This is a genomic window from Arthrobacter sp. Dra40, from assembly GCF_059091905.1.
Map to the genome: position 1 here is coordinate 33,924 of NZ_JBNHHB010000031.1, position 21,970 is coordinate 55,893.

Annotated in this window: 19 protein-coding genes; 13 read left to right on the forward strand and 6 right to left on the reverse strand. The window is 68.0% G+C overall.

Going from position 1 to position 21,970, the window contains the following annotated elements; genetic code table 11:
• Positions 1-119 precede the first annotated feature (119 nt).
• Positions 120-1,826, reverse strand: coding sequence for a bifunctional 3'-5' exonuclease/DNA polymerase (locus AC5RWT_RS14965; RefSeq protein ID WP_494080855.1), 1,707 nt, complete (start codon positions 1,824-1,826; stop codon positions 120-122).
• Between the two features lie 110 nt (positions 1,827-1,936).
• On the opposite strand from AC5RWT_RS14965, the gene ssd reads away from it, so the two are divergent.
• The 7 genes from ssd to AC5RWT_RS15000 all read left to right on the forward strand — a co-directional run bounded on the left by ssd (position 1,937) and on the right by AC5RWT_RS15000 (position 6,902).
• The gene (gene ssd / locus AC5RWT_RS14970) at positions 1,937-3,043 is read left to right on the forward strand and encodes a septum site-determining protein Ssd (RefSeq protein WP_494080856.1); all 1,107 of its coding nucleotides are present in this window, start codon (positions 1,937-1,939) and stop codon (positions 3,041-3,043) included.
• On the forward strand, positions 3,040-4,206 hold the full coding sequence (locus tag AC5RWT_RS14975) for a TadA family conjugal transfer-associated ATPase (protein ID WP_494080857.1): 1,167 nt from the start codon (positions 3,040-3,042) through the stop codon (positions 4,204-4,206). The genes ssd and AC5RWT_RS14975 overlap by 4 nt, the downstream gene beginning before the upstream one ends.
• Positions 4,203-5,009, forward strand: a complete 807-nt coding sequence (locus tag AC5RWT_RS14980) for a type II secretion system F family protein (protein ID WP_494042715.1) — start codon at positions 4,203-4,205, stop codon at positions 5,007-5,009. Before AC5RWT_RS14975 ends, AC5RWT_RS14980 begins: the two co-directional genes overlap by 4 nt.
• A gap of 92 nt (positions 5,010-5,101) precedes the next feature.
• Entirely contained in the window at positions 5,102-5,566 is a 465-nt protein-coding gene (locus AC5RWT_RS14985; RefSeq protein ID WP_494080858.1) for a type II secretion system F family protein, read from the forward strand.
• Between the two features lie 129 nt (positions 5,567-5,695).
• Entirely contained in the window at positions 5,696-6,025 is a 330-nt protein-coding gene (locus AC5RWT_RS14990) for a DUF4244 domain-containing protein (protein WP_494080859.1), read from the forward strand.
• Positions 6,026-6,028: 3 nt separating this feature from the next.
• The gene (locus AC5RWT_RS14995; protein WP_494042712.1) at positions 6,029-6,469 is read left to right on the forward strand and encodes a TadE family type IV pilus minor pilin; all 441 of its coding nucleotides are present in this window, start codon (positions 6,029-6,031) and stop codon (positions 6,467-6,469) included.
• Positions 6,459-6,902: an Rv3654c family TadE-like protein gene (locus AC5RWT_RS15000; protein WP_494042711.1), complete on the forward strand. Its 444-nt coding sequence runs from the start codon at positions 6,459-6,461 to the stop codon at positions 6,900-6,902. Before AC5RWT_RS14995 ends, AC5RWT_RS15000 begins: the two co-directional genes overlap by 11 nt.
• Positions 6,903-6,959: 57 nt before the next feature.
• Here AC5RWT_RS15000 and AC5RWT_RS15005 read toward each other — a convergent pair whose 3' ends face one another.
• Both AC5RWT_RS15005 and AC5RWT_RS15010 read right to left on the reverse strand, forming a co-directional pair.
• Complete coding sequence (locus AC5RWT_RS15005) at positions 6,960-9,314, reverse strand: DEAD/DEAH box helicase (RefSeq protein ID WP_494042710.1); 2,355 nt, start codon at positions 9,312-9,314, stop codon at positions 6,960-6,962.
• 129 nt (positions 9,315-9,443) lie between these two features.
• Entirely contained in the window at positions 9,444-10,118 is a 675-nt protein-coding gene (locus AC5RWT_RS15010) for a GNAT family N-acetyltransferase (protein ID WP_494042709.1), read from the reverse strand.
• A gap of 122 nt (positions 10,119-10,240) precedes the next feature.
• Between AC5RWT_RS15010 and trhO the strand changes: the two genes are divergently transcribed.
• Positions 10,241-11,134: an oxygen-dependent tRNA uridine(34) hydroxylase TrhO gene (trhO, locus tag AC5RWT_RS15015; protein WP_494042708.1), complete on the forward strand. Its 894-nt coding sequence runs from the start codon at positions 10,241-10,243 to the stop codon at positions 11,132-11,134.
• 7 nt (positions 11,135-11,141) lie between these two features.
• Here trhO and AC5RWT_RS15020 read toward each other — a convergent pair whose 3' ends face one another.
• Both AC5RWT_RS15020 and AC5RWT_RS15025 read right to left on the reverse strand, forming a co-directional pair.
• Positions 11,142-11,720 (reverse strand): GNAT family N-acetyltransferase, encoded by a 579-nt coding sequence (locus tag AC5RWT_RS15020; RefSeq protein WP_494042707.1) that lies wholly within the window; start codon positions 11,718-11,720, stop codon positions 11,142-11,144.
• A gap of 34 nt (positions 11,721-11,754) precedes the next feature.
• Positions 11,755-13,524 carry a putative bifunctional diguanylate cyclase/phosphodiesterase gene (locus tag AC5RWT_RS15025; protein ID WP_494042706.1) on the reverse strand — a complete coding sequence of 590 codons (1,770 nt, stop codon included), beginning with the start codon at positions 13,522-13,524 and terminating at the stop codon, positions 11,755-11,757.
• Positions 13,525-13,599: 75 nt separating this feature from the next.
• On the opposite strand from AC5RWT_RS15025, the gene AC5RWT_RS15030 reads away from it, so the two are divergent.
• The 5 genes from AC5RWT_RS15030 (at position 13,600) to proC (ending at position 21,113) form a co-directional block, all read left to right on the forward strand.
• Positions 13,600-15,204, forward strand: coding sequence for a DUF7059 domain-containing protein (locus AC5RWT_RS15030; protein ID WP_494080860.1), 1,605 nt, complete (start codon positions 13,600-13,602; stop codon positions 15,202-15,204).
• An 82-nt stretch (positions 15,205-15,286) separates the two neighbouring features.
• Positions 15,287-15,940 carry an ArsR/SmtB family transcription factor gene (locus AC5RWT_RS15035; protein ID WP_494042704.1) on the forward strand — a complete coding sequence of 218 codons (654 nt, stop codon included), beginning with the start codon at positions 15,287-15,289 and terminating at the stop codon, positions 15,938-15,940.
• A 186-nt stretch (positions 15,941-16,126) separates the two neighbouring features.
• On the forward strand, positions 16,127-18,847 hold the full coding sequence (gene topA / locus AC5RWT_RS15040) for a type I DNA topoisomerase (RefSeq protein ID WP_494080861.1): 2,721 nt from the start codon (positions 16,127-16,129) through the stop codon (positions 18,845-18,847).
• A gap of 88 nt (positions 18,848-18,935) precedes the next feature.
• Entirely contained in the window at positions 18,936-19,955 is a 1,020-nt protein-coding gene (locus AC5RWT_RS15045; protein ID WP_494080862.1) for a Ppx/GppA phosphatase family protein, read from the forward strand.
• A gap of 297 nt (positions 19,956-20,252) precedes the next feature.
• Positions 20,253-21,113 carry a pyrroline-5-carboxylate reductase gene (proC, locus tag AC5RWT_RS15050; RefSeq protein WP_494080863.1) on the forward strand — a complete coding sequence of 287 codons (861 nt, stop codon included), beginning with the start codon at positions 20,253-20,255 and terminating at the stop codon, positions 21,111-21,113.
• Positions 21,114-21,195: 82 nt separating this feature from the next.
• On the opposite strand, the gene AC5RWT_RS15055 is transcribed toward proC, so the two are convergent.
• Positions 21,196-21,834 (reverse strand): potassium channel family protein, encoded by a 639-nt coding sequence (locus tag AC5RWT_RS15055; protein ID WP_127512900.1) that lies wholly within the window; start codon positions 21,832-21,834, stop codon positions 21,196-21,198.
• Positions 21,835-21,970 lie beyond the last annotated feature (136 nt).

Genomic DNA, 21,970 nt, shown 5'->3' on the forward strand with positions numbered 1-21,970 from the left:
CGAACGGCGGCCACCGCCGTGGGAGACAACGCTACGGCGGAAGGCGATGGCAGGCCGAGGCAAAGGTCCGCGTTGTGGATAACCTTCCGCCCGGAGCGGGCCGTTGCGGCCCGGAGGAGTTACTTAGCGTCGGCGTAGGAATCGACCACGGCAACGCTGACCGGGAACTCCACGGGGATCCGGCCGAAGACCAGGCGGGTGGCCGCCGCGGCGGACTCTTCGACCAGCCGGCGGGCCACGTCCGTCCGGTCCTCGTGGACATGCAGCATGACCTCGTCGTGCAGGAAGAACACCATGTCCCCCACAGAGGCGCCCTCGGCAGCGCAGGCGCGCAACCGGCGTCGTAATTCGGCCAGCCAGCACAGTGCCCATTCCGCAGCGGTGGATTGGACCACGAAGTTGCGCGTGAAGCGGCCGCGGCTGCGAGCCAGGCCATCGGCCCGTCGCTGCTCTTCCGCGGTGGTGGTCCGTTGGGCGGCCAGCCACCGGTCGGACGGCGGAGGGCAGCTGCGGCCCAGGTAACTGCTGACCACCTGGCCCGCCTCGCCGGCCCGTGCCGCTCGTTCGACCACCGCGATGGCCTGCGGATAAGTGCGGGTGAGCTGGGGCATCAGCCGGCCGGACTCACCGGTGGTCGCCCCGTACATGGCGCCCAGCATGGCGATCTTCGCTTTGGCCCGGTCACCGCCGAAGCCCGCGTCGGCAATGCCCTGGTAGAGGTCTTTGCCCCGCCCTGCCGCTGCCAAGGCGGAGTCCTGTGCCAGGACAGCCAGCACCCGGGGTTCCAATTGAGCCGCGTCGGCGACGAGGAGCTTGCGGCCGGGATCGGGACGGACTGCATCCCTGATCTGGCCGGGTATCTGCAGGGCACCGCCGCCGCGCGAAGCCCAGCGCCCGGTGACCACGCCGCCCACCACGTACTCGGGCCTGAAACGGCCGTCCCGGACCCAGGCGTCGAGCCACGCCCAGCCGTTGGCCGTGAACAGCCGGGACAGCTTACGGTACTGCAGCAACGGTTCGATAGCGGGATGGGAATGCTCCTTCAACTCCCAGGAACTGGTGGTTTTGACCTCGATGCCGGCCCGGTGCAGGGCACGGATGAGCTGCTGCTGGGAGTCCGGGCTGAAGGTGGGATTGGCCAACTCCTGGCCGAGCTTGTCGGCGAGGTCCTGCAGTTTTTCCGGTCGCTGGCCTTCGCTCGGCCGTGCACCCAAGTGGGAAGAGAGAATGTCCAGGTGGACGTCCTCGCTCCAGGGCACGCCCGAGTGCTCCATTTCGGCGGCGATCAGCGCGCCGGCCGATTCGGCAGCCAGCAGCAGTTGCAGCCGGCCGCGCTGCGGCGAGGCGGCAACGGCGGCCAGCTGGTCCTGCAATTCGGCCACCAGATCTTCCAAAGCCGTCCCGGTGGCCCGCGGTTCGTCGAAGAGCGTGAACTGGTCCGGGGACTGCTGCAGCGGCGGCAGATGGCGGGGGAGCTCGTCGTCCTGGTGGACCACCGGCACCTCCCGGAGCGCGCGGATGTATGCCGTGTCAGGTGCGTTGACGGACAGCGACAGGATGCTGCGGACCAACGCCAGATCGTGGCTCCGGTCCACGTCCGCCCCGGCGGCGAGCAGCGGCAGATAGGCGTCGCGGGTGGATTCGAAGACCCAGCGAGGTGCCTCTGCGTCTAAGCCGCGGACCGTCTCGGCCAGTTTTCCGGCGGGCACGACGGCGGGTGGTCCGGCGGGTGCGCCGTGCGCGTCGGTGCGCTGCAGGTACGCTTCCGGTTCCGCCCCTGCAGGCACGGGAATGTTCCGCGCTACGGACGCGAGGACGATGTACACGCCTCAATTCTCCCCTGAGCTGTCCTCCACACAGGCACGGCAGGCCGCCGCCGTACACATCGGCCGGTGCTCCGGACCCGCCCCTGTCGGACTCGCGGGACGATCGCAACATGCCAAGACACAAGACGGTCAAAGAACGGACGCCTTGGAGACCGGCGGAAGCGACCGACGTCGTGCTCCTGGGCGGGACGGACCGGCTGCGCGATGAAATCGCGCGGATTGCCGCCGCGGCAGGGCTGGCGCTTCGCCCCGAGTCGCCGAGGGAAGCGCCGGTGACCGCTGCCGGAGCCACCCCGGTGCTGTTGGGAACCGGGTACACCCGGGTCCCGCGGACCACTGCGGAAGTCATCGTGGTCGGTTTCATCGATGAGGCGACGGCCCTCTGGGACCTGGCTGCCTCGACCGGTGCGGGCCGGGTTGCCGTGCTGCCCGACGGCGCGGCGTGGCTGGCTGAGTACTTGAGCCGGTCCTGGCGGCGTGAAACTGCCGGGAAGTTGGTTGCCGTGCACGGGGCCAGTGGCGGAGTGGGGACGTCGGCGCTGGCCGGATGGTTGGCCGTGACGGCAGCACGTTCTGGAACAGCCACGGTGTTGGTGGATGGGGATCCGCTGGGCGGTGGACTCTCGTCGGCCCTGGGCGCCGCCGACGTTCCGGGACTGGTCTGGCCGGATCTGACGGAAGTGCAGGGAACGGTGAACCCGGTGCAACTGGCGGCGTCGCTGCCGGCGATCGCCGGCTTCTCCCTGCTGTCCTGGCCCGGGACAGGGGAAGCAACCCTGCCGGAGATGCCGGCGGTCGACACTGCCGCGGCGGTCATGGCAGCTGCCGCGGGCGCTTTTGGTTTGGTGGTGCTCGACGCCGGTCGGCTGGGGACGGGTCCCGACATCGGGCCACCGGCGGACGACATTGTTCTGCTGACCAGAGCAGATTGCCGATCCCGGCGGGCCGCCGCGTCTGCGGTCACGGCTGCAGTCGGCACCGGCGCCAACGTACACGTGGTGGTCAGGGGGCCGTTGCCGGCGGGGACCGACGAACAACTGATTGCCGATGGGCTGGGTGCGCCGCTGGCCGGATATCTGCCGCATCTACGGTCGGTGCCGGCGGGCCAGCGGGATGGACGGCTGCCGGAGCTGGCGACCCACAGACGGATCCGATCCTTGTGCGCCAGCTTGCTGGACCGGCTGGATACCGGAAACCAACCGGGGAAGCTGACATGAACGGCGTTGGTCGCGGGCGCCGGGCTGCACCGCCGGAGGTCCGCGGCATTAGCCTGGAACCTTTCCGCAGCGCCGTCTTGTCCGACCCGTCGCCGGTGACCGGGGTCCGACTGGCGGCAGCGGTGCAGTCGAGCGGACGGCTGTTGGGAACAGCCGGGACGCTGCAGGCGGTTGATTCATTAGCGGCGGAGCTGCGCGGACTTGGGCCACTGCAGCAGCTGGCAGACGCCCAGGTGACGGACATTCTGGTGAATGGGCCGCACGACGTCTGGACGGACGGGGAAGGAGGCCTGCGTCGGGCCGCTGTCACTTTTGACAGCGATGCCGATGTGCGGGCGCTGGCCGCGCGTCTGGTCGCGGCCGGCGGGCGCAGGCTCGACGACGGAAACCCGTGCGCGGATGTACACCTCGCGGGCTACCGGGTCCATGCCGTGCTGCCGCCGGTTTCCACCGGCGGCACACTGTTGTCGATCCGTCTCCACCGGCCGCGCCGCTTCTCACTTTCGGAACTGCTCGTCGCCGCCCCGCAGTGGCAGCCGTACCTCGAAGCCATCGTGCTCCAGCGGCTGAATTTCCTGATCTGTGGAGCAACCGGATCCGGCAAGACCACCATGCTCGCGGCCATGCTGGCGGCCGCTTCCCCTCAGGAGCGGATGGTTTTGGTCGAGGACGCCGCCGAGCTTAATCCGGGCCATCCGCATGTGGTGGGCCTGCAGAGCCGGACCAGCAATGTGGAGGGCACTGGGGCGGTCGGCATGGCGGAGTTGGTCCGGCAGGCCCTGCGCATGCGCCCGGACCGGCTGGTGGTCGGAGAGTGCCGTGGGGCGGAAGTCCGTGAATTTCTGGCCGCGATGAACACCGGCCATGCTGGCGCCGGAGGAACCATCCACGCGAATTCTGCGGCAGCCGTGCCGGCTCGACTGGCGGCCATGGGCGCGCTCGCTGGCATGAACGCCGACTCGATTGCGCTGCAGGCCGCCAGCGCACTGGACCTGGTGATCTCGATGCAGCGGACCGATGCCGGGCGCTGCGTGCAGGAAGTCTGCCTGCTGCAAATCAACGATGCCGGACGCTTGCACACCATCACGGCATTGGCCGCCGACGGAGCCGGTGTGCGGCATTGCCATGGCTGGGGCGAACTCCGCGGGCGGCTGTTCCCATGACCGGGCTTGTTGTGTTCCTGCTGACGGCGACCGCCTGCCTGCTGTTGGTGCCGTGGAGGCAGCCCGGCCCAGCGGACATGGAAGGGGGCTCCCGTCGAAGGGCATTCAGCAACGGCAGGCGGCGGCAAGTCGCTGCGGCGCAATTGGACCAGTTGCCCCTGTTTGTGCGGCAGTTGGCCGCGCTGCTGCGTTCGGGGCGTACCCCGGCACAGCTGTGGCCGGACATGCTCGCGGTCTACGCCGTACCGGCAGCGCCCGGCGGAGAGCCGCAGGGCAGCCGAAAACCGGCCCGGACGGGGCCGGCACCCGGTGCGCCGCCGGGAGGGGCGGCACTATTGCTGCCCAGTCTTCAGGCGGCGACCCAAGCCGCGGAACTGGGACTGGGCATCGGGCCGGTCCTGCGCCGGCCGCAGCCGGCCAGGGGCAGGCGGGTGGACGTTACCGCCGTCGCAGCACAACGCATGTGGCAGGACTTGGCCTCCTGTTGGGAGGTTTCCGAAAGGACCGGGGCACCGCTGGCGCTGTTGCTGGAGAACTATGCGCGGCACCTGCAGGATCGGCTCGATGGCAGGGCCGGGCGCCGGACTGCGCTGGCGGGACCGAAGGCGACGGCCACCCTGCTCGGCTGGCTGCCGCTGCTGGGACTCGGCCTTGGAACTGCCATGGGAGCCGACCCCATCGGGACGCTGCTGCTGTCAGCGTCGGGGTGGCCGGTCCTGCTCGTCGGGGCAGCGTTGATGATTGGCGCACGCCTCTGGTCGCGAGAACTCGTCCGCCGGGCCGCCGGACCGGATGCCCTGTGATCCCGATCCTGACGGTCACACTGCTCTTCGGCGCCGCCTTGTTGCTGTGGCCTGGGCTGTCCGGAGCGGGTCCAGCCGCTGCCAGACGGGCCATGGACACAGACCGGGGGAGCGAGGGTGGAAACGAAGCACCTGACGATCCGGCGCTGCAGTTGGACCTGCTCGGAGCCATGCTCGCCGCGGGTTTGTCCCTGCCGCATGCCGTGGCTGCCCTAGCTGCCACCACTCGCGGACCTCAACAAATAGCTTTGCAACGGGTCGCTTCGGCCCTGTTGCTGGGCGTGGACTGGCAGGAGGCCTGGGCGCTCGGGGAACGTGGAAGCGGGCTGGACCTGTTTCGCGACTCGTTGCGCTTCGGTGCCGCCACGGGTGCTCCGTCTGCAGCTGTGCTCTTTGCCCAGGCCGACCAGCTGCGCCGGCGCCGGAGGCAGGAAGACCAGCAGCGCGCGGCCGCGCTTGGCACAAAACTCGTCCTCCCGCTGGGCCTATGCGCCCTGCCCTCCTTCATTGCGCTGGGAGTCGTGCCGGTACTGGTCGCCCTCGTGCCCCGGTTGTAAGCATTCCTCCACAGTGCAACTGAGGCCGATGGTTGTCCACCAGCACCAGACGAGCTCTGCCGGGAGTGCGACGTTGTCCGGGAAGCTCGAATAACCGCAATCCGGCGGTCGCATCAGGAGGAAAACACCATGTCATTGTCACTGGCTAATTGGCGGGACCGGACAGCACCGAGCCGGCCACCGCTGAGCCCGGCACCGGCGAAAGGACCCGAGGCCGAGCATGATGAAACCGACCGTTTGGCGGAGGTGATTGCGTTTCCGGGCGGAGCGCAGGACACCCGGGCCGGGAGCAGTTGGCGCCAGCCGGGCGGTTCCGAAGCGGGGATGGCGACCGCCGAGTATGCCATCGCGACGCTCGCCGCCGTAGCATTCGCCGGTCTCTTGGTCCTGATCCTGCGCAGCGGCGAAGTCCGCGGCATGCTCACGGGCCTGGTGGAACTGGCGCTCACGGCGGTCTGACGGATGCGGAGTCGCTGCGGACCAGTCCGTCATCCCCGGCGCGGTGCGACCGCCAACGGCCGGTGCACCGGTGAACGCGGCAGCGTCACGGCGGAATTCGCCGTCGCCCTGCCGGCAGTCGTCGTCGTACTGGCGTTCCTGTTGGCGGGTGCGGCAGCCGGGGCAGCCCAGTTGAATCTGGAGAAGGCGGCGCAGGCGGCGGTCCGCCAACTGGGCCGCGGCGAGACGGAGGCAGCAGCCGCCCACACCGTGCGCTCCATTGCAGGCGAGGGCGCTGCGGTGGCGGCGGACAGCAGCGGCGGCTGGGTGACAGTCCGGGTCACAGCGTCGGTACCCGGCCCCTGGCCGGAGTTCGGGGGCTGGACACTGGCCGCCGAAGCCACCGGTCCGGCCGAGCTAGGCGGCGGACCGGTGGTTCCGGGAGCAGGCAGCGGTGGCACCTAACGAGCCTCCGTCTGCCCGGGCGGTGTTACGCCGTTCGGCTGTCAGCGCACCCACCCGGCATCTTGAGGACCGCGGGGCCGGAACGGTTCTCGCAGTCGGATTCGTGCTGCTGCTGTGCCTGATGTTCGCCGTGGTCGCCTCGGTGCTGCAGGCGGGAACGGCATCGGCGCGGGCCGGCAAGGCAGCCGATCTGGCTGCCCTGGCCGGCGCCGATGCAGCCCGCGGGTTGTTGGCAGGCGACCCTTGCAGTCTTGCCGCGGAAGTAGCGGGCAAGCAGGGCGCCGAGCTGTCCGCGTGCAGCCGGTCGGGACCCGGTGGTGTTGTGGTCGACGTGCGTTCCCGGACCGCGCTGCCCGATGTCTTTGGATGGCTGAACGGGGAGTGGACTCATGCCGAAGGCCGGGCCCGGGCGGGGCCGCCGCCCAGGAGATAGACGACCGGCGGCGGGGCGGCAGCAGCGGTGGCCCGGCTTCGCAGCGGCGCTGCCCTGCTACACCGCCGTTGCCTGATGCCGTTCTGCCTGGGCAGGGCCGGCCTGGGAGAGCAGCGCCTCGATCAGCGTGACCGCGCCGGACTTGTCCAGCGGATTGTTCTTGTTGCCGCATTTCGGCGACTGCACACAGGACGGACAGCCGGTGTCGCATTCGCAGGAACGGATGGCGTCGCGGGTGGCCGCCAGCCACGTCCGCGCCGCCTCGAAACCGCGTTCGGCGAACCCTGCGCCGCCCGGATGGCCGTCGTAGACGAAGATCGTCGGCTTGCCGGTGTCGGCGTGCAGGGCGGTCGAGACTCCGCCGATGTCCCACCGGTCGCTGGAGGCCACCAGCGGCAGCAGGCCGATGCCGGCATGTTCGGCGGCATGCAGGGCGCCGGGAACGCGGGCCGCGACCAAACCGGCGGAGGCCAACTGCTGCTCGCCGATGGTGAACCAGACGGCCTTGGTAAACAACTCCCGGGCACCCAGCTCCAGCGGTTCTTCACCCAGAATCTCATTGGAGATGAACGCCTTGCGCTGGAAGGAGATGACCTTTGTGGTGACCTTGACGTCGCCGAAGCATGCCTGGACCTCGCCCCAGTCCTGGGTCCGTTCGGCTCCGAGCACTTCAATCTGCGTGATGTCGCGGGCCTGCGTGTAGTAGTCCGGATTGGCCCGGGTCACCATCGCGCAGTGGTCCTGCTCGTTGAGCTCATCCACCACATAGGTTGTTCCCTGATGGACGTAGACGGCACCGCTGTGGGCCTGATAGTGCGACTGCGGCGAGTCCATGGTCCCCAGCAGCGTGCCGGATTCCGACTCGACAATGCTGATCGGTCCACCGCCGTCGGCCCGGAGGTTGACCATGGCGGCTGCGCTTTCCGGGTGGGTCCAATACCAGCCGGCGGGCCGGCGGCGGAGGTAGCCCTCGGCCGTCAGCCGGTCGAGCAGGCCCGGGGCGGCGGCACCGAACAATTCGATATCCGCCGGCGTCAAGGGAAGCTCCTGGGCGGCCGCGCACAGGTGTGGGCCCAGGACATAGGGATTCGATGGGTCGAAGACGGTGGCTTCCACCGAGACGTCGAATACCGCTTCGGGGTGGTGCACCAGATACGTGTCCAGCGGATCGTCGCTGGCTACGAACGCAGCGAGCGCGTCCTGGCCGGACCGGCCGGCCCGGCCGATCTGCTGGAAGAGCGAGGCGCGGGTTCCGGGCCAGCCCGCGACCAGGACGGCATCCAGCCCGGAAATATCGATGCCAAGTTCCAGCGCTGAAGTGCTGGAGACGCCCAGTAACTGCCCGGACCTGAGCTTGGCTTCCAGCTCGCGTCGTTCCTCCGGCAGGTAGCCGGATCGGTACGCCGCGACCCGGCCCGGCAACGAGGGATGGACGTCGTCTAGCAGCCGCTTGGTGATGGAGGAAATCGTCTCGGCGCCGCGGCGGGACTTGATGAAAGCGATCGTGCGCACCTGCGCGGACACCAGATTGGCCATCAAGTCGGACGTCTCGGCGACCACAGTGCGCCGTTCTTTGGCTCCGTTTTCGCCTTTAAGCTCCGTGAGCTGGGGCTCCCAGAACGCCACGGTGGTCGATCCGTGCGGCGAACAGTCTTCGGTGACGGCCTCGGCGTCGGCGCCGATCAGCCGGCCGAACGAGATCCCGGGGTCCGCGGAGGTGGCCGAGGCTCCGATGAATACCGGGTCGGTCCCGTAGCTGGCGCAGATCCGGCGCAACCGGCGCATCAGGTTGGCCACATTCGAGCCGAAAACGCCGCGGTAGCTGTGCGCCTCGTCAATGATCACGTAGCGCAGCCGGCGGAAAAACCGCGCCCACCAAGCATGATTGGGAAGGATGCCGAAATGCAGCATGTCCGGATTGGCCAGCACGAAGTTGGCATGGTCCCGGATCCAGCGGCGGGCACCGGGGTCGGTGTCGCCGTCATAGGTTTCCGCCCTGACGGTGGGCAGCTTCAGCGACTTGATCGCTGCCAACTGATCGGCCGCCAGCGCCTTGGTGGGGGCCAGATACAAGGCGACGGCGCCGTTGGGCTCCAGGCTCACGGCGTCCGCCAGCCCAGTCCGGTGGATGGCATCCAGTGCCGGCAGCTGGTAGGCAAGCGATTTTCCGGAGGCCGTGCCGGTGGCGATGATCGTGTGCCGCCCGTTGTGGGCGCTCTCGGCCGCCTGAACCTGGTGGCGCCACGGCTGGTGCACGCCGAGCATGGCGTAGGCGGCGCGGACATCGTCGTGAACCCAGGCTGGCCAGGGCTCGATCACTGCCTCCCTGGCCGGGAGTTCGCGGACGTGCACCAACTGCTCGGGCTCCGGACCGGAACCGAGCAGCGGAATCAAGGAGTCGTGCATCGCCACCCGAACATTGTGTCATCACCGCGGGGCGCGACGGCGCGCTCCGGCCGGGACCGCCGGGACGGCGGGCACGGCCCGGGCCAGCCGCAGCCGTGCGTCAGTGCATACGCCTGCAGCGCCAGCCGGAAGCGATCAGCTCTCCGCGGCCGGCTTGAGGATCATCACGTCGCAGACGGTGTCCCAGCCCAGGTGGTTGTAGAGCATCTGGCCGTCGTGCGAGGCGATCAGCAGGCCGGTATCCACCACGTGTTCAAAGGTGGAGGCGATCAGCGCGCGCATCACGTGCGTGGCCAACCCGCGGCGGCGGTAGTTGATGTCGGTTTCGATGTGGTCGAAGACAGCGAAATTGTCGACGACGGCGACCACGCCGTGTGCCGCCTCGTTGCCTTCATGCACTACCCGGACCCGGTGGACGTTGCCAATTTTTTCCAGCTCGGTTTTGAAATCGGCGTCGCGGTACCACGGATCCTCGGCGTCCTGCCCGGACATGTCCGTGACCATCAGCGACTGGGCGTTGTGGTGCACGCGGAGACCGTGCTGCGGGGCCAACTGGTGGATCCGCTGTGCGTCGCGGGTCAGTACCGTGAAAATACGTCCCGGAGACTTGGTGGTGTCGCGGGCCACCGCGGCGAACTCTTCATCGCCCGGCTCAAAGGCAAAGTATTCCCAGTCTCCGGTCTTGTCGGCCAGCAGCACCGCGGGGTGGCCGGCAACTTCTTCGGAGGAGTAACCCCGGCAGGCAGACCAGCCGGCAACCCAGACAGAAAGGACGTCGTCCGGAACGTCAGTCGTGTAATCGGTGCCCATAGCAGGACTGTACCTAACAGCGGCCGCGGGCGGCACCTGTTATCGATGACAACCCTGTCACAATCCCAAATTCCATGCCGGCCCGCAATTTTGGATTCCTTACCACCGCGTAATCTTGATGGGTGGCTTTGAACCGAATTGTGCTCTATTACGCTTTCACCCCGCTGCCGGACCCGGACGCCGTCCGGCTGTGGCAGCGCGCGCTGGGCGAGAAACTCGGCCTGCGCGGCCGGATCCTGGTCTCCAAGGACGGCATCAACGGCACCGTCGGCGGCGAGCTGAACGCGGTGAAGCAGTATGTGAAAACCACGCGCGAGCACCCGGCCTTCCGCAACCTTGACGTGAAATGGTCGGACGGCGGGGCGGAGGACTTCCCGCGCCTGAGCATCAAGGTCCGTGACGAGATCGTCTCCTTCGGCGCCCCGGGCGAGCTCATAGTGGACCAGAACGGCGTGGTCGGCGGCGGCAAGCACCTGCGCCCGGAGGAACTGCACCAGCTCATCGATGCCAAGAAGGCAGCCGGCGACGACGTGGTCTTCTTCGACGGCCGCAACTCCTTCGAGGCACAGATCGGCAAGTTCAAAGACGCCATCGTTCCGGACGTGGCCACCACCCACGATTTCATCAAGGAACTGGACTCGGGCAAGTACGACGACCTCAAGGACAAGCCGGTGGTCACCTACTGCACCGGCGGGATCCGCTGCGAAGTTCTCTCCTCCCTGATGGTCAACCGGGGGTTCCAAGAGGTCTACCAACTCGACGGCGGGATTGTCCGCTATGGGGAGACCTTCGGCGACGCCGGGTTGTGGGAGGGTTCGCTCTACGTCTTTGATCAGCGCATGCACCTCGAATTCACCCCGGACGCCAAAACCATCGGAGAATGCGTCCGCTGCCAAGCGCCGACCAGCAAGTTCGAGAACTGCTCCAATGCCGAATGCCGGCAGCTGACGCTCTACTGCTCCGCGTGTGCAGCGGATCCCGAAACTCTGCGCTGCCCGGACGGCTGCCCGGCATAGCCGCGGTTTACACGGCCGCGGTCTCCGGCCATAGCCCGGCGGTAGCATCCTGCGGTTCGGTCTCCTCCACTTCCGTCTTGAACACGCTCATGCCGCGCGCCTGGTAATTGGCAACGGCCGCCGGGCCGTCCAAGGAACAGGTGTGCACCCAGACCCGCCGCACCGGCGTGAACCCGTCCCAGCGTCCGTCCAATTGCCATGCCTGCCGGATGCCTTCGGCCAGCAGCGCCCCGCCCAAACCGTGACCGATCGCCTCGGGAAACAGCCCGAAGTACATGATTTCGACGTCGGTGCCCGCCTCGGCGGGCCGGCCCAGCAGTTCCACGTAGCCGGCCGGCGCGCCACCGGTGTAAAGCACCCAGGTTTCGGAGCCGGGAGTGCGGACCACCTGTTCCCACTCGCTGCGCGTGAGCACCAGCCGGTCGCCCCAGTTCCAGCTGCTGCCTACGCTGCGATACAGGAACTTGCTGAACTCCGGGCTGATCCGCCGCACGCGCACAACGGCGGCGTCGTCCGGCAGCGGGCGGGACCCGGGAACCAGGTGGGCGGGATCGGTTTGTTCAAGGTGGGTGGTGGTGACGAGCATGCAGTCATTTAACCACCGGGCCGCGGTGCCGGGCTCACAGCACAGCCGTCGGCTGCGGCCGCTGGAGCGCTGCCAGAGCCTGCGCCCCCGGCAGATCCGTGGCACTGGCGGGGCGGGAAATGTAGTAGCCCTGCGCGGTGTCGCAGCCCAGCTCCCGCAACACCTTCAGCTGCTCCGGCCGTTCAACGCCTTCGGCGGTCACCTTGAGCCCCCACGCGTGGGCGATGTTGATCAGGCCGCCAACGAAGGCGGCTTCGCGTTCGGACGTGTCAATGTTGTCGATAAACGACTTGTCGATCTTGACCGTGTTCAGCGGCAGGTCGCGCAACATTCCCACGGAGGAGTAACCGGTGCCGAAGTCGTCCAGATCGACGCCGATGCCGGCCTCCCGGAGCTGGGCCAGCTGTTTAATTGCGCGGGGGAAGTCCGCGATCGCGGAACTCTCGGTGATCTCCACCCGGATCAGTTCCGCCGGAACACGGTGCGCGGCCATGGCGGCCTGCAGTTCGCCGACCACCTTGTTCGCGGCCAGCTGGATCGGCGAGACATTGATGGAGATCGTCCGCGGGCTGCCTGCCTCCAGCCAGGCGCCGGCCTGGGCACACGCCTCGTTGAAAACCCAACGGCCGATCTGCTGGATCAGGTTCACGCTTTCGGCCACGGGGATGAATTCCGACGGCGGTACCGAGCCGAGGACCTCGTCGTGCCAGCGAAGCAGCGCCTCCACCGCCAGGCTGCCGTCGGTAGCCAGGTCCAGCAGCGGCTGGTAGTGCAGCCGGAAGCCGCCCGCAGCCACCGCCAGCTGGAGCCGGCGCCGCAGCTGGGCCTGCCTGGCCACCGGTGCGGTTTCACCGCGGGCGCTGAGCCAGACCACCCTGCCCTTCCCTGCCCGTTTGGCCGCCAGCATGGCGCCGTCCGCCTGCCGCAGTAGCACGTCCAACTGGCTCAGCTGCTCTTCCTCGACCACGTCGGACGCCAGCGCCAAGCCGATGGACGCGGAGATGTGAAGCTCGTGGTCATCGAAGGGGAATGGTTTAGCCGCTTCGGCCAAGATGCGGTCCGCGATGCTGCGGGCCTGCTCAGGTCCGACGTCGACCAGCAGCACCGCGAATTCGTCGCCGCCCAGCCGGGCCACGATGTCGCGGCCGCGCACGGTGCGCTGCAGCCGGCTGGTGAATCCCGTCAGAATGCTGTCGCCGGCCCGATGGCCGAACGTGTCGTTGACGTGCTTGAACCGGTCGAGGTCGATGCACAGGATGGCTACGCGGCCGGGATCGCAGTCGCCGACCAGTTCCGCCCCGCGCTCGTCGAGTAGCCGCCGGTTGGGCAGCCCGGTCAGCGGGTCGTGCATCGCGTCGTGCTGGAACAACGCCGAAACCTCTTCGAAGATCCGCGACACGGCCACCACCCGCGGCCCGTCGGGGCCGACCACCAGGAAGTCCTCGTACCGCGCGCCGGGCGGGCGGGCCAGAATCCGCCGCGCGGCCTGCGTCATGGACAACTCCGGGGCCACCTCAAAGGAGTGGTCCGGCCGGAGCTGGCCCACCCGCGTGCGGCTGTGCAGCGCGCGGCCATAGCCCAGCCGCCCGCTGAGCTCCGACTCCAGCCGCTCGCGGAGGAGCAGCCAGTGCGGCCCGTCGGCCTCCACCGCCACGGCTTGCAGCGAGCGGTCGGCTTGGAACCAGCCGTTGACCTCCATGATCAGGGTGTCGGCGGACACCACCGGGACCTGATGACCCAGGTCGCCGACCCGTTGCGGCCGGTCCGCGAGGCGCAGGACGGCCCCGTTGGTACGTGAATCCATGCCCCAGTCAGTACCACACGCTCGCGGCGTCCAGATGAACGCCAGGGAAACCGGCCCGCTCACTAGACTTGGCGGGTGGACTTTGCAGACTTCTCCGATGTGCCCGACGCCCCGGCCAGCAGCGACCCGCGGCTGCTGGCGGAATTGGCCGCCGACCTGGCCGCCCTGGACTTCAGCGTGGATGGGGTGGCGGCGCTGCTGGGTGCCCAGGCCTGGGCGGCCTTTGACCGTGACCAGTTGGTCCCGGCCGTGCTGGCCACCGGCCGCTTGCTGGAGGATCCGGCACACGGCCGCCTGGCCGCCGTCGTGCGTTGCTGGCTCTTGGGCCGCACCGTGGAGCCGGAGCAGTTGGCGCCGGCGTTCCCACGGACGGGGCTGGAAGGACTGGCCGTGCTGGGGCTGGTGGAGCGCGACGGCGGCGCGTTGCGTGCCGCCGTCGACCTCCGTCCGTACGCCTTTGGCGGCACCGAACTGTGGGTGGCCAGCGACCTGGGCGCGCACCAGCGGCCCGGCGTCCTTCGCCGCGACCATGTGCTGGGCATCGGCCAGGCCTCGCTGACGTTGGCCCAGCTGACCATCCGAACAGAAGTGGAGCGGGCACTGGATCTGGGCACCGGCTGCGGGATCCAGCTGTTCCACCTGCTGGGCCACTGCCGGCACGTCACGGCGACCGATATCTCGGAACGGGCGCTGGCGTTCACCCGGTTCAATCTGGTGCTGAACGCCGCCGCGCTCGGGCTGGACCCGGACCATCTGGCGGCGCGGGTCAGCCTGCGGCTGGGCAGTCTGCTGGAGCCGGTGGCGGGGGAGCGGTTTGACCTGGTGGTGTCCAACCCGCCGTTCGTGATCACGCCGCGGCAGGAGGCGGAACGCGCCGAGGAGCAGTTCACGTACCGCGACGGCGGGCTGCCCGGGGACGACATTGTGGGTTCCCTCTTCCGCACCCTCCCGTCCGTACTGGCCGACGGCGGCGTTGCCCAGCTGTTGGGCAACTGGGAGATCCCCGAGGGCGCCGTCAGCTGGCATGCCAGGCTCGAGCAGTGGCTGGCGCCGGGAACCGACGCCTGGGTGATCCAGCGCGAACAGCTCAGTCCCGCGCAGTACGCGGAAACCTGGCTGCGCGACGCGTCGGAGAACCGCGACCCCGCCTTGTTCGCCTCGGCCTACGCCGCCTACTTGGACGACTTCGAGTCCCGTGCGGTGGAAGCCGTTGGCTTCGGCATGGTGTGGCTGCGCCGTTCCGCAGCGGGCCCCGCGGCGTCGGCCAACGGTACGTTGCGCCGGTTCGAGGAGATCACCTATCCGATCGAGCAGCCCGTTGGGCCGCATCTGGCAGCGGCGGTCGAGCGCTCGGACTGGCTGGCCGCCCACGCCGCGGACTTCGGCCGCCAGCACCTCCAGGTGGCCGAAGACGTGACCGAGGAGCGGCACCAGCGGCCCGGAGCGGAACATCCCGGCGTGATCTTGTTGCGCCAGGGCGCGGGGCTGCGCCGGACCAACCTGATGAGCACCGAACTGGCGGGGTTCGTCTCTGCCAGTGACGGCGAGCTGGACGTGGACCAGATCATCGGCGCCTTGGCCGCGCTGCTGGGCCGACCGGAACCGGACTTCGCCCGGCAGCTGTCCGAGGAAGTGCGGAACCTGGTGGCCGACGGGTTCCTGGTGCCTACCGGCCAGTAGGCCTGATCGTTTCCTGATTGCAGCCTGTAAGAATGAGGAACACCGCCGCCGGCGGCCGTGAGCGGCATTACACTTACTGATCATGACTAAGGGTTCAACCACGACGACCGGCCGTGCGGCTGCTGCTGCCGCGGACCCCCAGAGGGCGCCGGAAGCCGGGGACAGGGTCAATATCTCCGATGCCCGGGCCATCCGGGCACTGGCCCACAACGTGCGGTTGAAAGTCATCGAGGAGCTCTTCGATACGCAGCAGCCGGCCACCGCTACCGAGTTGGCCCAGCGGCACGGGCTGACGCCCAGCGCCATGAGCTACCACCTGCGCGCCTTGGAGAAGTGGGGATTCGTCAAACGGTGCGCCAACCAGGGGGACGGGCGGGAGCGGCACTGGCAGGCGGCCGCAGGGCGGTTGGACGTGACCAGCGTGGCGGACAGCCGCGCCGCCACCTTGGGCGTGGTGGACGTGGAACTGAACGATCTTCGCGAACGTCTGTCCAAATATGTCAAACGGGACAAGCAGGCGCCCGATCCGGACACCTGGCGGCAGGAAGGGCATCTGGCTGCGCTCAGCACGGGGCGGTTCTATTTGACCGAGGAACAGCGACACGACCTCGGCCGGCGGATCGGCGAGATCCTGCTGGAATTCAGCCCGACCACCAACCCGGAGAATAGGGGAGAAGGGGCGGAGAAACTCTACTATGTCTTCTCTTTCCTGCCCGGTGACATCGACAACGACTAGCGGTCCGGCGGGGCCACTCCCAGCCTCCCGCTCACCCCGGAGCCAGTCACTTCGCCAGTTCGCGTGTTCTGGTTCGCGGTACTGTTGCGGCTAACCTAGTGCTGACGGTCCTCCGCCCCGCCGGGTTGGAGGACGTACTTACAAGCGCATCAATACCTTTCTTTTCTTTCTTTACGTAGGAGCACAGTGCCAGCCAAGGCCCGCGAAAAAACCGGCAAGAAACTCGTCATTGTCGAGTCTCCAGCCAAGGGCAAGACCATCGCCGGGTATCTCGGCGAGGGTTACGAGGTCACGGCCTCCATGGGTCATATCCGTGACCTGCCCCAGCCCTCCGACCTGCCTGCTGAACTCAAAAAGACGTCGGTCGGCAAGTTTGCGGTGGACATCGAGAACGATTTCGAGCCCTACTACGTGGTGTCGCCGGACAAGAGGAAGAAGGTGTCCGAGCTCAAATCGATGCTCAAGGACGCCGACGAACTCTATCTGGCAACTGACGGTGATCGCGAGGGCGAAGCCATCGCGTGGCACTTGCTCCAAGTGCTCCAGCCCAAGGTGCCGGTGCACCGCATGACCTTCAGCGAGATCACCCGCGAAGCCCTGCAGCGCGCCCTGACCGAGGTCCGCGAGGTCGACACCGACCTGGTGGACGCGCAGGAGACCCGCAGGATCGTGGACCGGCTGTTCGGCTACGAGCTCTCTCCGGTGCTCTGGCGCAAGGTCAAGGCAGGCCTGTCCGCCGGACGCGTGCAGTCGGTGGCCACACGACTGGTGGTGGAGCGCGAACGTGAGCGGATGGCTTTCCGTGCGGCCTCCTACTGGGATCTGCTGGCCACGGTGCAGCCCGAGGACATTTCCAAGGGCACGGCGTTCAAGGCCAAGCTGGTGGCGGTCGACGGCGGCCGGGTTGCCGTCGGCAAGGACTTCGACGATCTGGGCCGGCTGAAGGCCCGCTCGGCCGTCCACCTGGACGAGGCAGCCGCCACCGGTCTGGCGGACTCGCTGCGCAGCGCCGAGTTCTCCGTCCGCGCCGTGGAGAACAAGCCCTACACCCGCCGCCCGGCCGCCCCGTTCACCACCTCCACCCTGCAGCAGGAGGCGGCCCGCAAGCTCCGGTTCTCCGCCCGCTCGACCATGCAGGTGGCGCAGAAGCTGTATGAAAACGGCTACATCACTTATATGCGTACGGACTCACCGGCGCTAAGCGACCAGGCCGTCAATGCGGCCCGCCGCCAGGCCTCGGAGCTGTACGGACCCGAGTACGTCCCGGATTCCCGCCGGGTTTACAAGGGCAAGGACAAGAACGCCCAGGAAGCCCACGAAGCCATCCGACCCGCCGGTGATTCGTTCCGTACGCCCGGTCAGGTCCGCAGCCAGTTGTCCAGTGACGAGTACCGGCTCTACGAGCTGGTCTGGAAGCGCACCGTGGCGTCGCAGATGACCGATGCCAAGGGCTCGACTTCGACGGTGCGTCTGGGCGCCATTGCCGGTGACGGTCGGGACGCCGAATTCACGGCATCCGGCACCGTGATCACCTTCCCCGGATTCCTGGCCGCCTATGAGGAGGGTAAGGATGCCGGCCGGGACGAGGACGACGATGCCAGCGGCGGCCGCCTGCCGAACCTCGCCCAGGGCGACGCCTTGGAAGCCCAATCGGTAGACGCCGTCGGACACGAGACCTCCGCGCCGCCGCGCTACACCGAAGCATCGCTGATCAAGACGTTGGAAGACCGCGGCATCGGGCGTCCGTCCACTTACGCCGCCACCATCTCCACCATCATGGACCGCGGCTATGTGCGCACCCGCGGTTCCGCCTTGGTGCCGAGCTGGATCGCGTTCTCCGTGGTCCGGCTGCTGGAGGAGCATTTCAGCGACTACGTGGATTATGACTTCACGGCAGAGCTGGAAGAGGACCTGGACCGTATTGCCCGCGGCGAGGCCAGCCGGACCGAATGGCTCTCCGGCTTCTACTACGGGGACCGCAAGGAAACCGGGCTGAACACCGTGGTCAACGATCTGGGCGAGATCGATCCCCGCGAGATCAACTCCATCGATATTGCCGACGGCATCACCCTGCGGGTGGGCAAATTCGGCCCCTACCTGGAGCGCAACGGCAACGGAGAAGGGGAGGAGCCGCAGCGCGCCAACGTCCCCGATGATCTGGCCCCGGACGAGCTGACGGCGGAGAAAGCCGTCGAGCTGATGGAGACCCAAGGCCCGGGCGAGCGCGAGCTCGGCACGGATCCGGAGACGGGTCGGACCATTGTGGCCAAGGAAGGCCGCTACGGCGCCTACGTCACCGAAGTGATCTACGAGCCGACGGCCGAGGAGCTGGCCGCGCAGCCGGTGGAGTACTACAAGAACGGCAAGCCCAAGCCGCCGAAGAAGCCCGCCAAGGTCAAGCCGCGCACCGGGTCCCTGTTCAAGTCGATGAGCGTGGACACGGTGACCCTCGAGGATGCGCTGAAGCTGCTGAGCCTGCCGCGTGTGCTGGGCACCGATGCGGAGGGCGCCGAGATCACCGTGCAGAACGGCCGCTTCGGCCCGTACCTGAAGAAGGGGACGGATTCGCGGTCGATCGGTTCGGAAGAGGAAATCTTCACCATCACGCTGGAGCAGGCGCTGGAGATCTACGCGCAGCCGAAGACCCGCGGTGGCCGGACCGCCGCAGCACCGCTGGCCGAGTTCGGCGTGGACCCGGTGTCGGAGAAGAACATCGTGGTCAAGGACGGTCGGTTCGGCCCGTACATTACCGACGGCGTCACGAACATTACGGTGCCGCGTTCCACCAGCCTTGAGGAACTGACGCGCGAACAGGCCGTTGAACTGCTGGCGGAAAAGCGGGCCAAGGGACCGGCGAAGGGGCCCGCCAAGAAACCTGCCCGGCGCAAGGCAACCGCCAAGAAGTAGCCGGCCACCCGCTTCGGCAGCCTGAGCAACTGCTGCCGAAGCCGGGTCCGGTTACAGTGCCCCGGCAACGGCGCTGCATAATATGAGAATGCGTCTGGGCGTTCTCGACATCGGTTCCAACACTGTGCATTTGCTATTGGTGGATGCCCACCCCGGCGCCCGGCCGGTGCCGTTCGCGTCACACAAGCGGCCGCTGTCTCTGGTGGCCTACCTGGACGCCGACGGCAATATCACCGAGGAAGGCCAGCAGGAACTCATCGGTTTCGTGCGGGAGGCCTGGCGGTTCGCCGGGCAGCACCGCGCCGAAGACATGCTGGCTTTCTGCACGTCAGCCATCCGCGAGGCCGGCAACGGCCGGGCCGTGCTGGACCGGGTCAAGGCGGAAGCCAACGTCACCCTGCAGGAGCTGACCGGCCCGGAGGAAGCGGGCATGACCCTGGTGGCGGTCCGTCGCTGGTACGGCTGGGGATCGGGCACCGTCCTGGACCTGGACATTGGCGGCGGCTCCTTCGAAATGGCGATGGGGCATGACGAACAGCCCGACCTGGCCGTATCGGTGCCGCTGGGAGCCGGCCGGCTGACCAGGCAGTGGTTACCCGAGGACCCGCCGAGCGTGAAGAGCATCAAGGACCTGCACGGCTACATCCGCGACACCATGGCGCCTGCCGTGGCGGAGTTCGCCGCCTTGGGCCGCCCGGACATGGTGGTGGGAACGTCGAAGACCTTCCGTTCGCTGGCCAGGATTGCCGGAGCCGCTCCCTCGGCGGCCGGACCCTACGTGCGGCGCGAATTGCACCTCACCGACTTGTCCCTGTGGGCCCGAAGACTGGCGGCCATGCCGGTCGGTGACCGCGTGAATCTGCCCGGGGTCTCGGCCGTGCGGGCGCCGCAACTGTTGGCGGGCGCGATGGTTGCCGAAGCGGCGATGGAAATGTTCAGGATCGAGACCCTGCAGATCTGCCCGTGGGCGCTGCGCGAGGGCCTGATCCTCAAACGCTTCGACCACCTGCTCTTCGACAGCGATGCACCGGTCAGCCCGGTGGGCACCATGCTGGTGCAGAAGGCCGTGGAGCCGGCCCCCGCCATCGAGACGGTGGGAAGTCAATAAGCCTTACCTTGGCGGCGGGTGAAGCCGGGTTGAATGGGGCTCGGAGCTTAAAAGGCGGCGCCGGCGAACGTTGCGGTCGGTTGGGGGAGTCAACCGCTGTTCGCCGGCGCCCGGACCGGACCAGCAGATCCGGTCCATCATCACTCGCACCTTGATGAGGTCTTATAGACATTAGGGGGCGAAGTTGGGATAACGCCCTTAAGAACCTGAAAAGCAGCTGTGAGTTGTTTTCGCTGCCCGCCGAAGGGGACGCCCCGCGGTGCGCGCCGCGCAGGACTGCGTGATTCAATGGCAGACATGACTGCTGAAGCCACTGGGACGCCATCCACCCGCCGCACCGTCTTCTTGGGCTGTGGCTCCATGAGTGAAGCAATCCTCGTGGGGCTGCTGTCCGCCGGAACACCTGCGGGGAACGTGACGGCAACAGTACGCCGCAGCGAGCGCGCAGAGGAGTTGCGTGGCCGCTATCCGGGCCTGACGGTGCTTGCGGAACACGACGACGCCGGTGCCAACGCCACCGCTGTGAAAGGTGCGGACGTTGCGGTGCTGGGGGTCAAGCCTGTGGGGATAGCCGACATGTGCCGCAGCATCGGGCCCGCGTTGGATCCGACGACGGTGGTGGTCTCCGTGGCGGCTGCAGTCACCATTGCCACGATGGAAGCGGCGCTGCCGGAAGGCCAGCCGCTGGTTCGCAGTATGCCCAATACGCCGCTCAAGGTCGGCCGCGGGGCCGTCGGCATCTCGGCCGGCAGCCATGTGACCGATCCCCAGCTGGACGCCGCCCGTGAGGTGTTCGCCGGAGCCGGTACCGTCGTCGTTGTTCCGGAGGATCAGCTGGACGCGGTGTCCGCGGTCAGCGGTTCCGGTCCCGCCTATGCGTTCTACCTGGCCGAGGCAATGGCTGCCGCCGGCGTGGAGCTGGGCCTGGACCCGGAGCTGTCCATGACGCTGGCCCGCGAAACGGTGGCCGGGGCAGGCATCATGCTGACTGCGGAGGACGCCGACCCGGCGGTCCTGCGCCGCAATGTCACCAGCCCCAACGGCACCACGGAGCGGGCCATCGCCGCTTTCGACGAGGCCGGGCTGTCACAGATCATCGCGCGCGGCGCAGCGGCCGCCGCGGAACGGGCTGCCGAGCTGTCCCGCGAGCTGGCCTGACCTGTTCGGGACCTGTTCGGGGCCGGCCTGACCTGCTCTGGCAGCGGGCCAGCCAGCCGGTCCGCGCTGCGCCAGGGCCGGGTCAGGGGCGGGCGGCGAAGCGCTCCAGCAGGTCCACATGGCCGGAGACAATCAGCATGTCCCGGCTGGACACCTTGGTTTCCGGCCGCGCATAGGTGAAGTCCTCGCCCGGGGACTTCACCCCCACCACGGTGACGCCGTACTTGGAGCGCACCTGTGACTCACCCAGCGTGAAGCCCTGGGTTTCCTTCGGCGGGTACATCTTCACGATGGCGAAACCGTCGTCGAACTCGATGAAGTCCAGCATCCGGCCGCCCACCAGATGGGCGGCGCGGCGACCGGCGTCGGCTTCCGGATAGATCACATGATTGGCGCCGATGCGGGAGAGGATCTTGCCGTGCGAGGGCGTGATGGCCTTGACCCAGAGATGTTCGATGCCCAGGTCCACCAGGTTCACGGTGATCAGCACCGAGGATTCGATCGACGTGCCGACTCCGACAACGGCTGCGCTGAACTCCTGGGCGCCCAGCTGGCGCAGCGCGTCGATGTTCGTGGCGTCCGCCTCCACCACGTGGGTCAGCTGGCCCGACCACTTTTGCACCAGTGCCGGATCGCGTTCGATCGCCAGCACCTCGCGGCCCTGCCTGACCAGCTGTTCAGCGGTGGAGGCGCCAAACCGGCCCAGTCCGACGACCAGCACGGGGGCGTTGTGGGCGGGGCGTTTGCTCGATGCGGACTTGTCAGCCAATGATGGGCCTCTCTTCGGGGTAGTGGAACAGCTGGCGCCGTTCGCGCAGCGCCAGCGCGGCGGCCAGCGTGATGGTGCCGACGCGGCC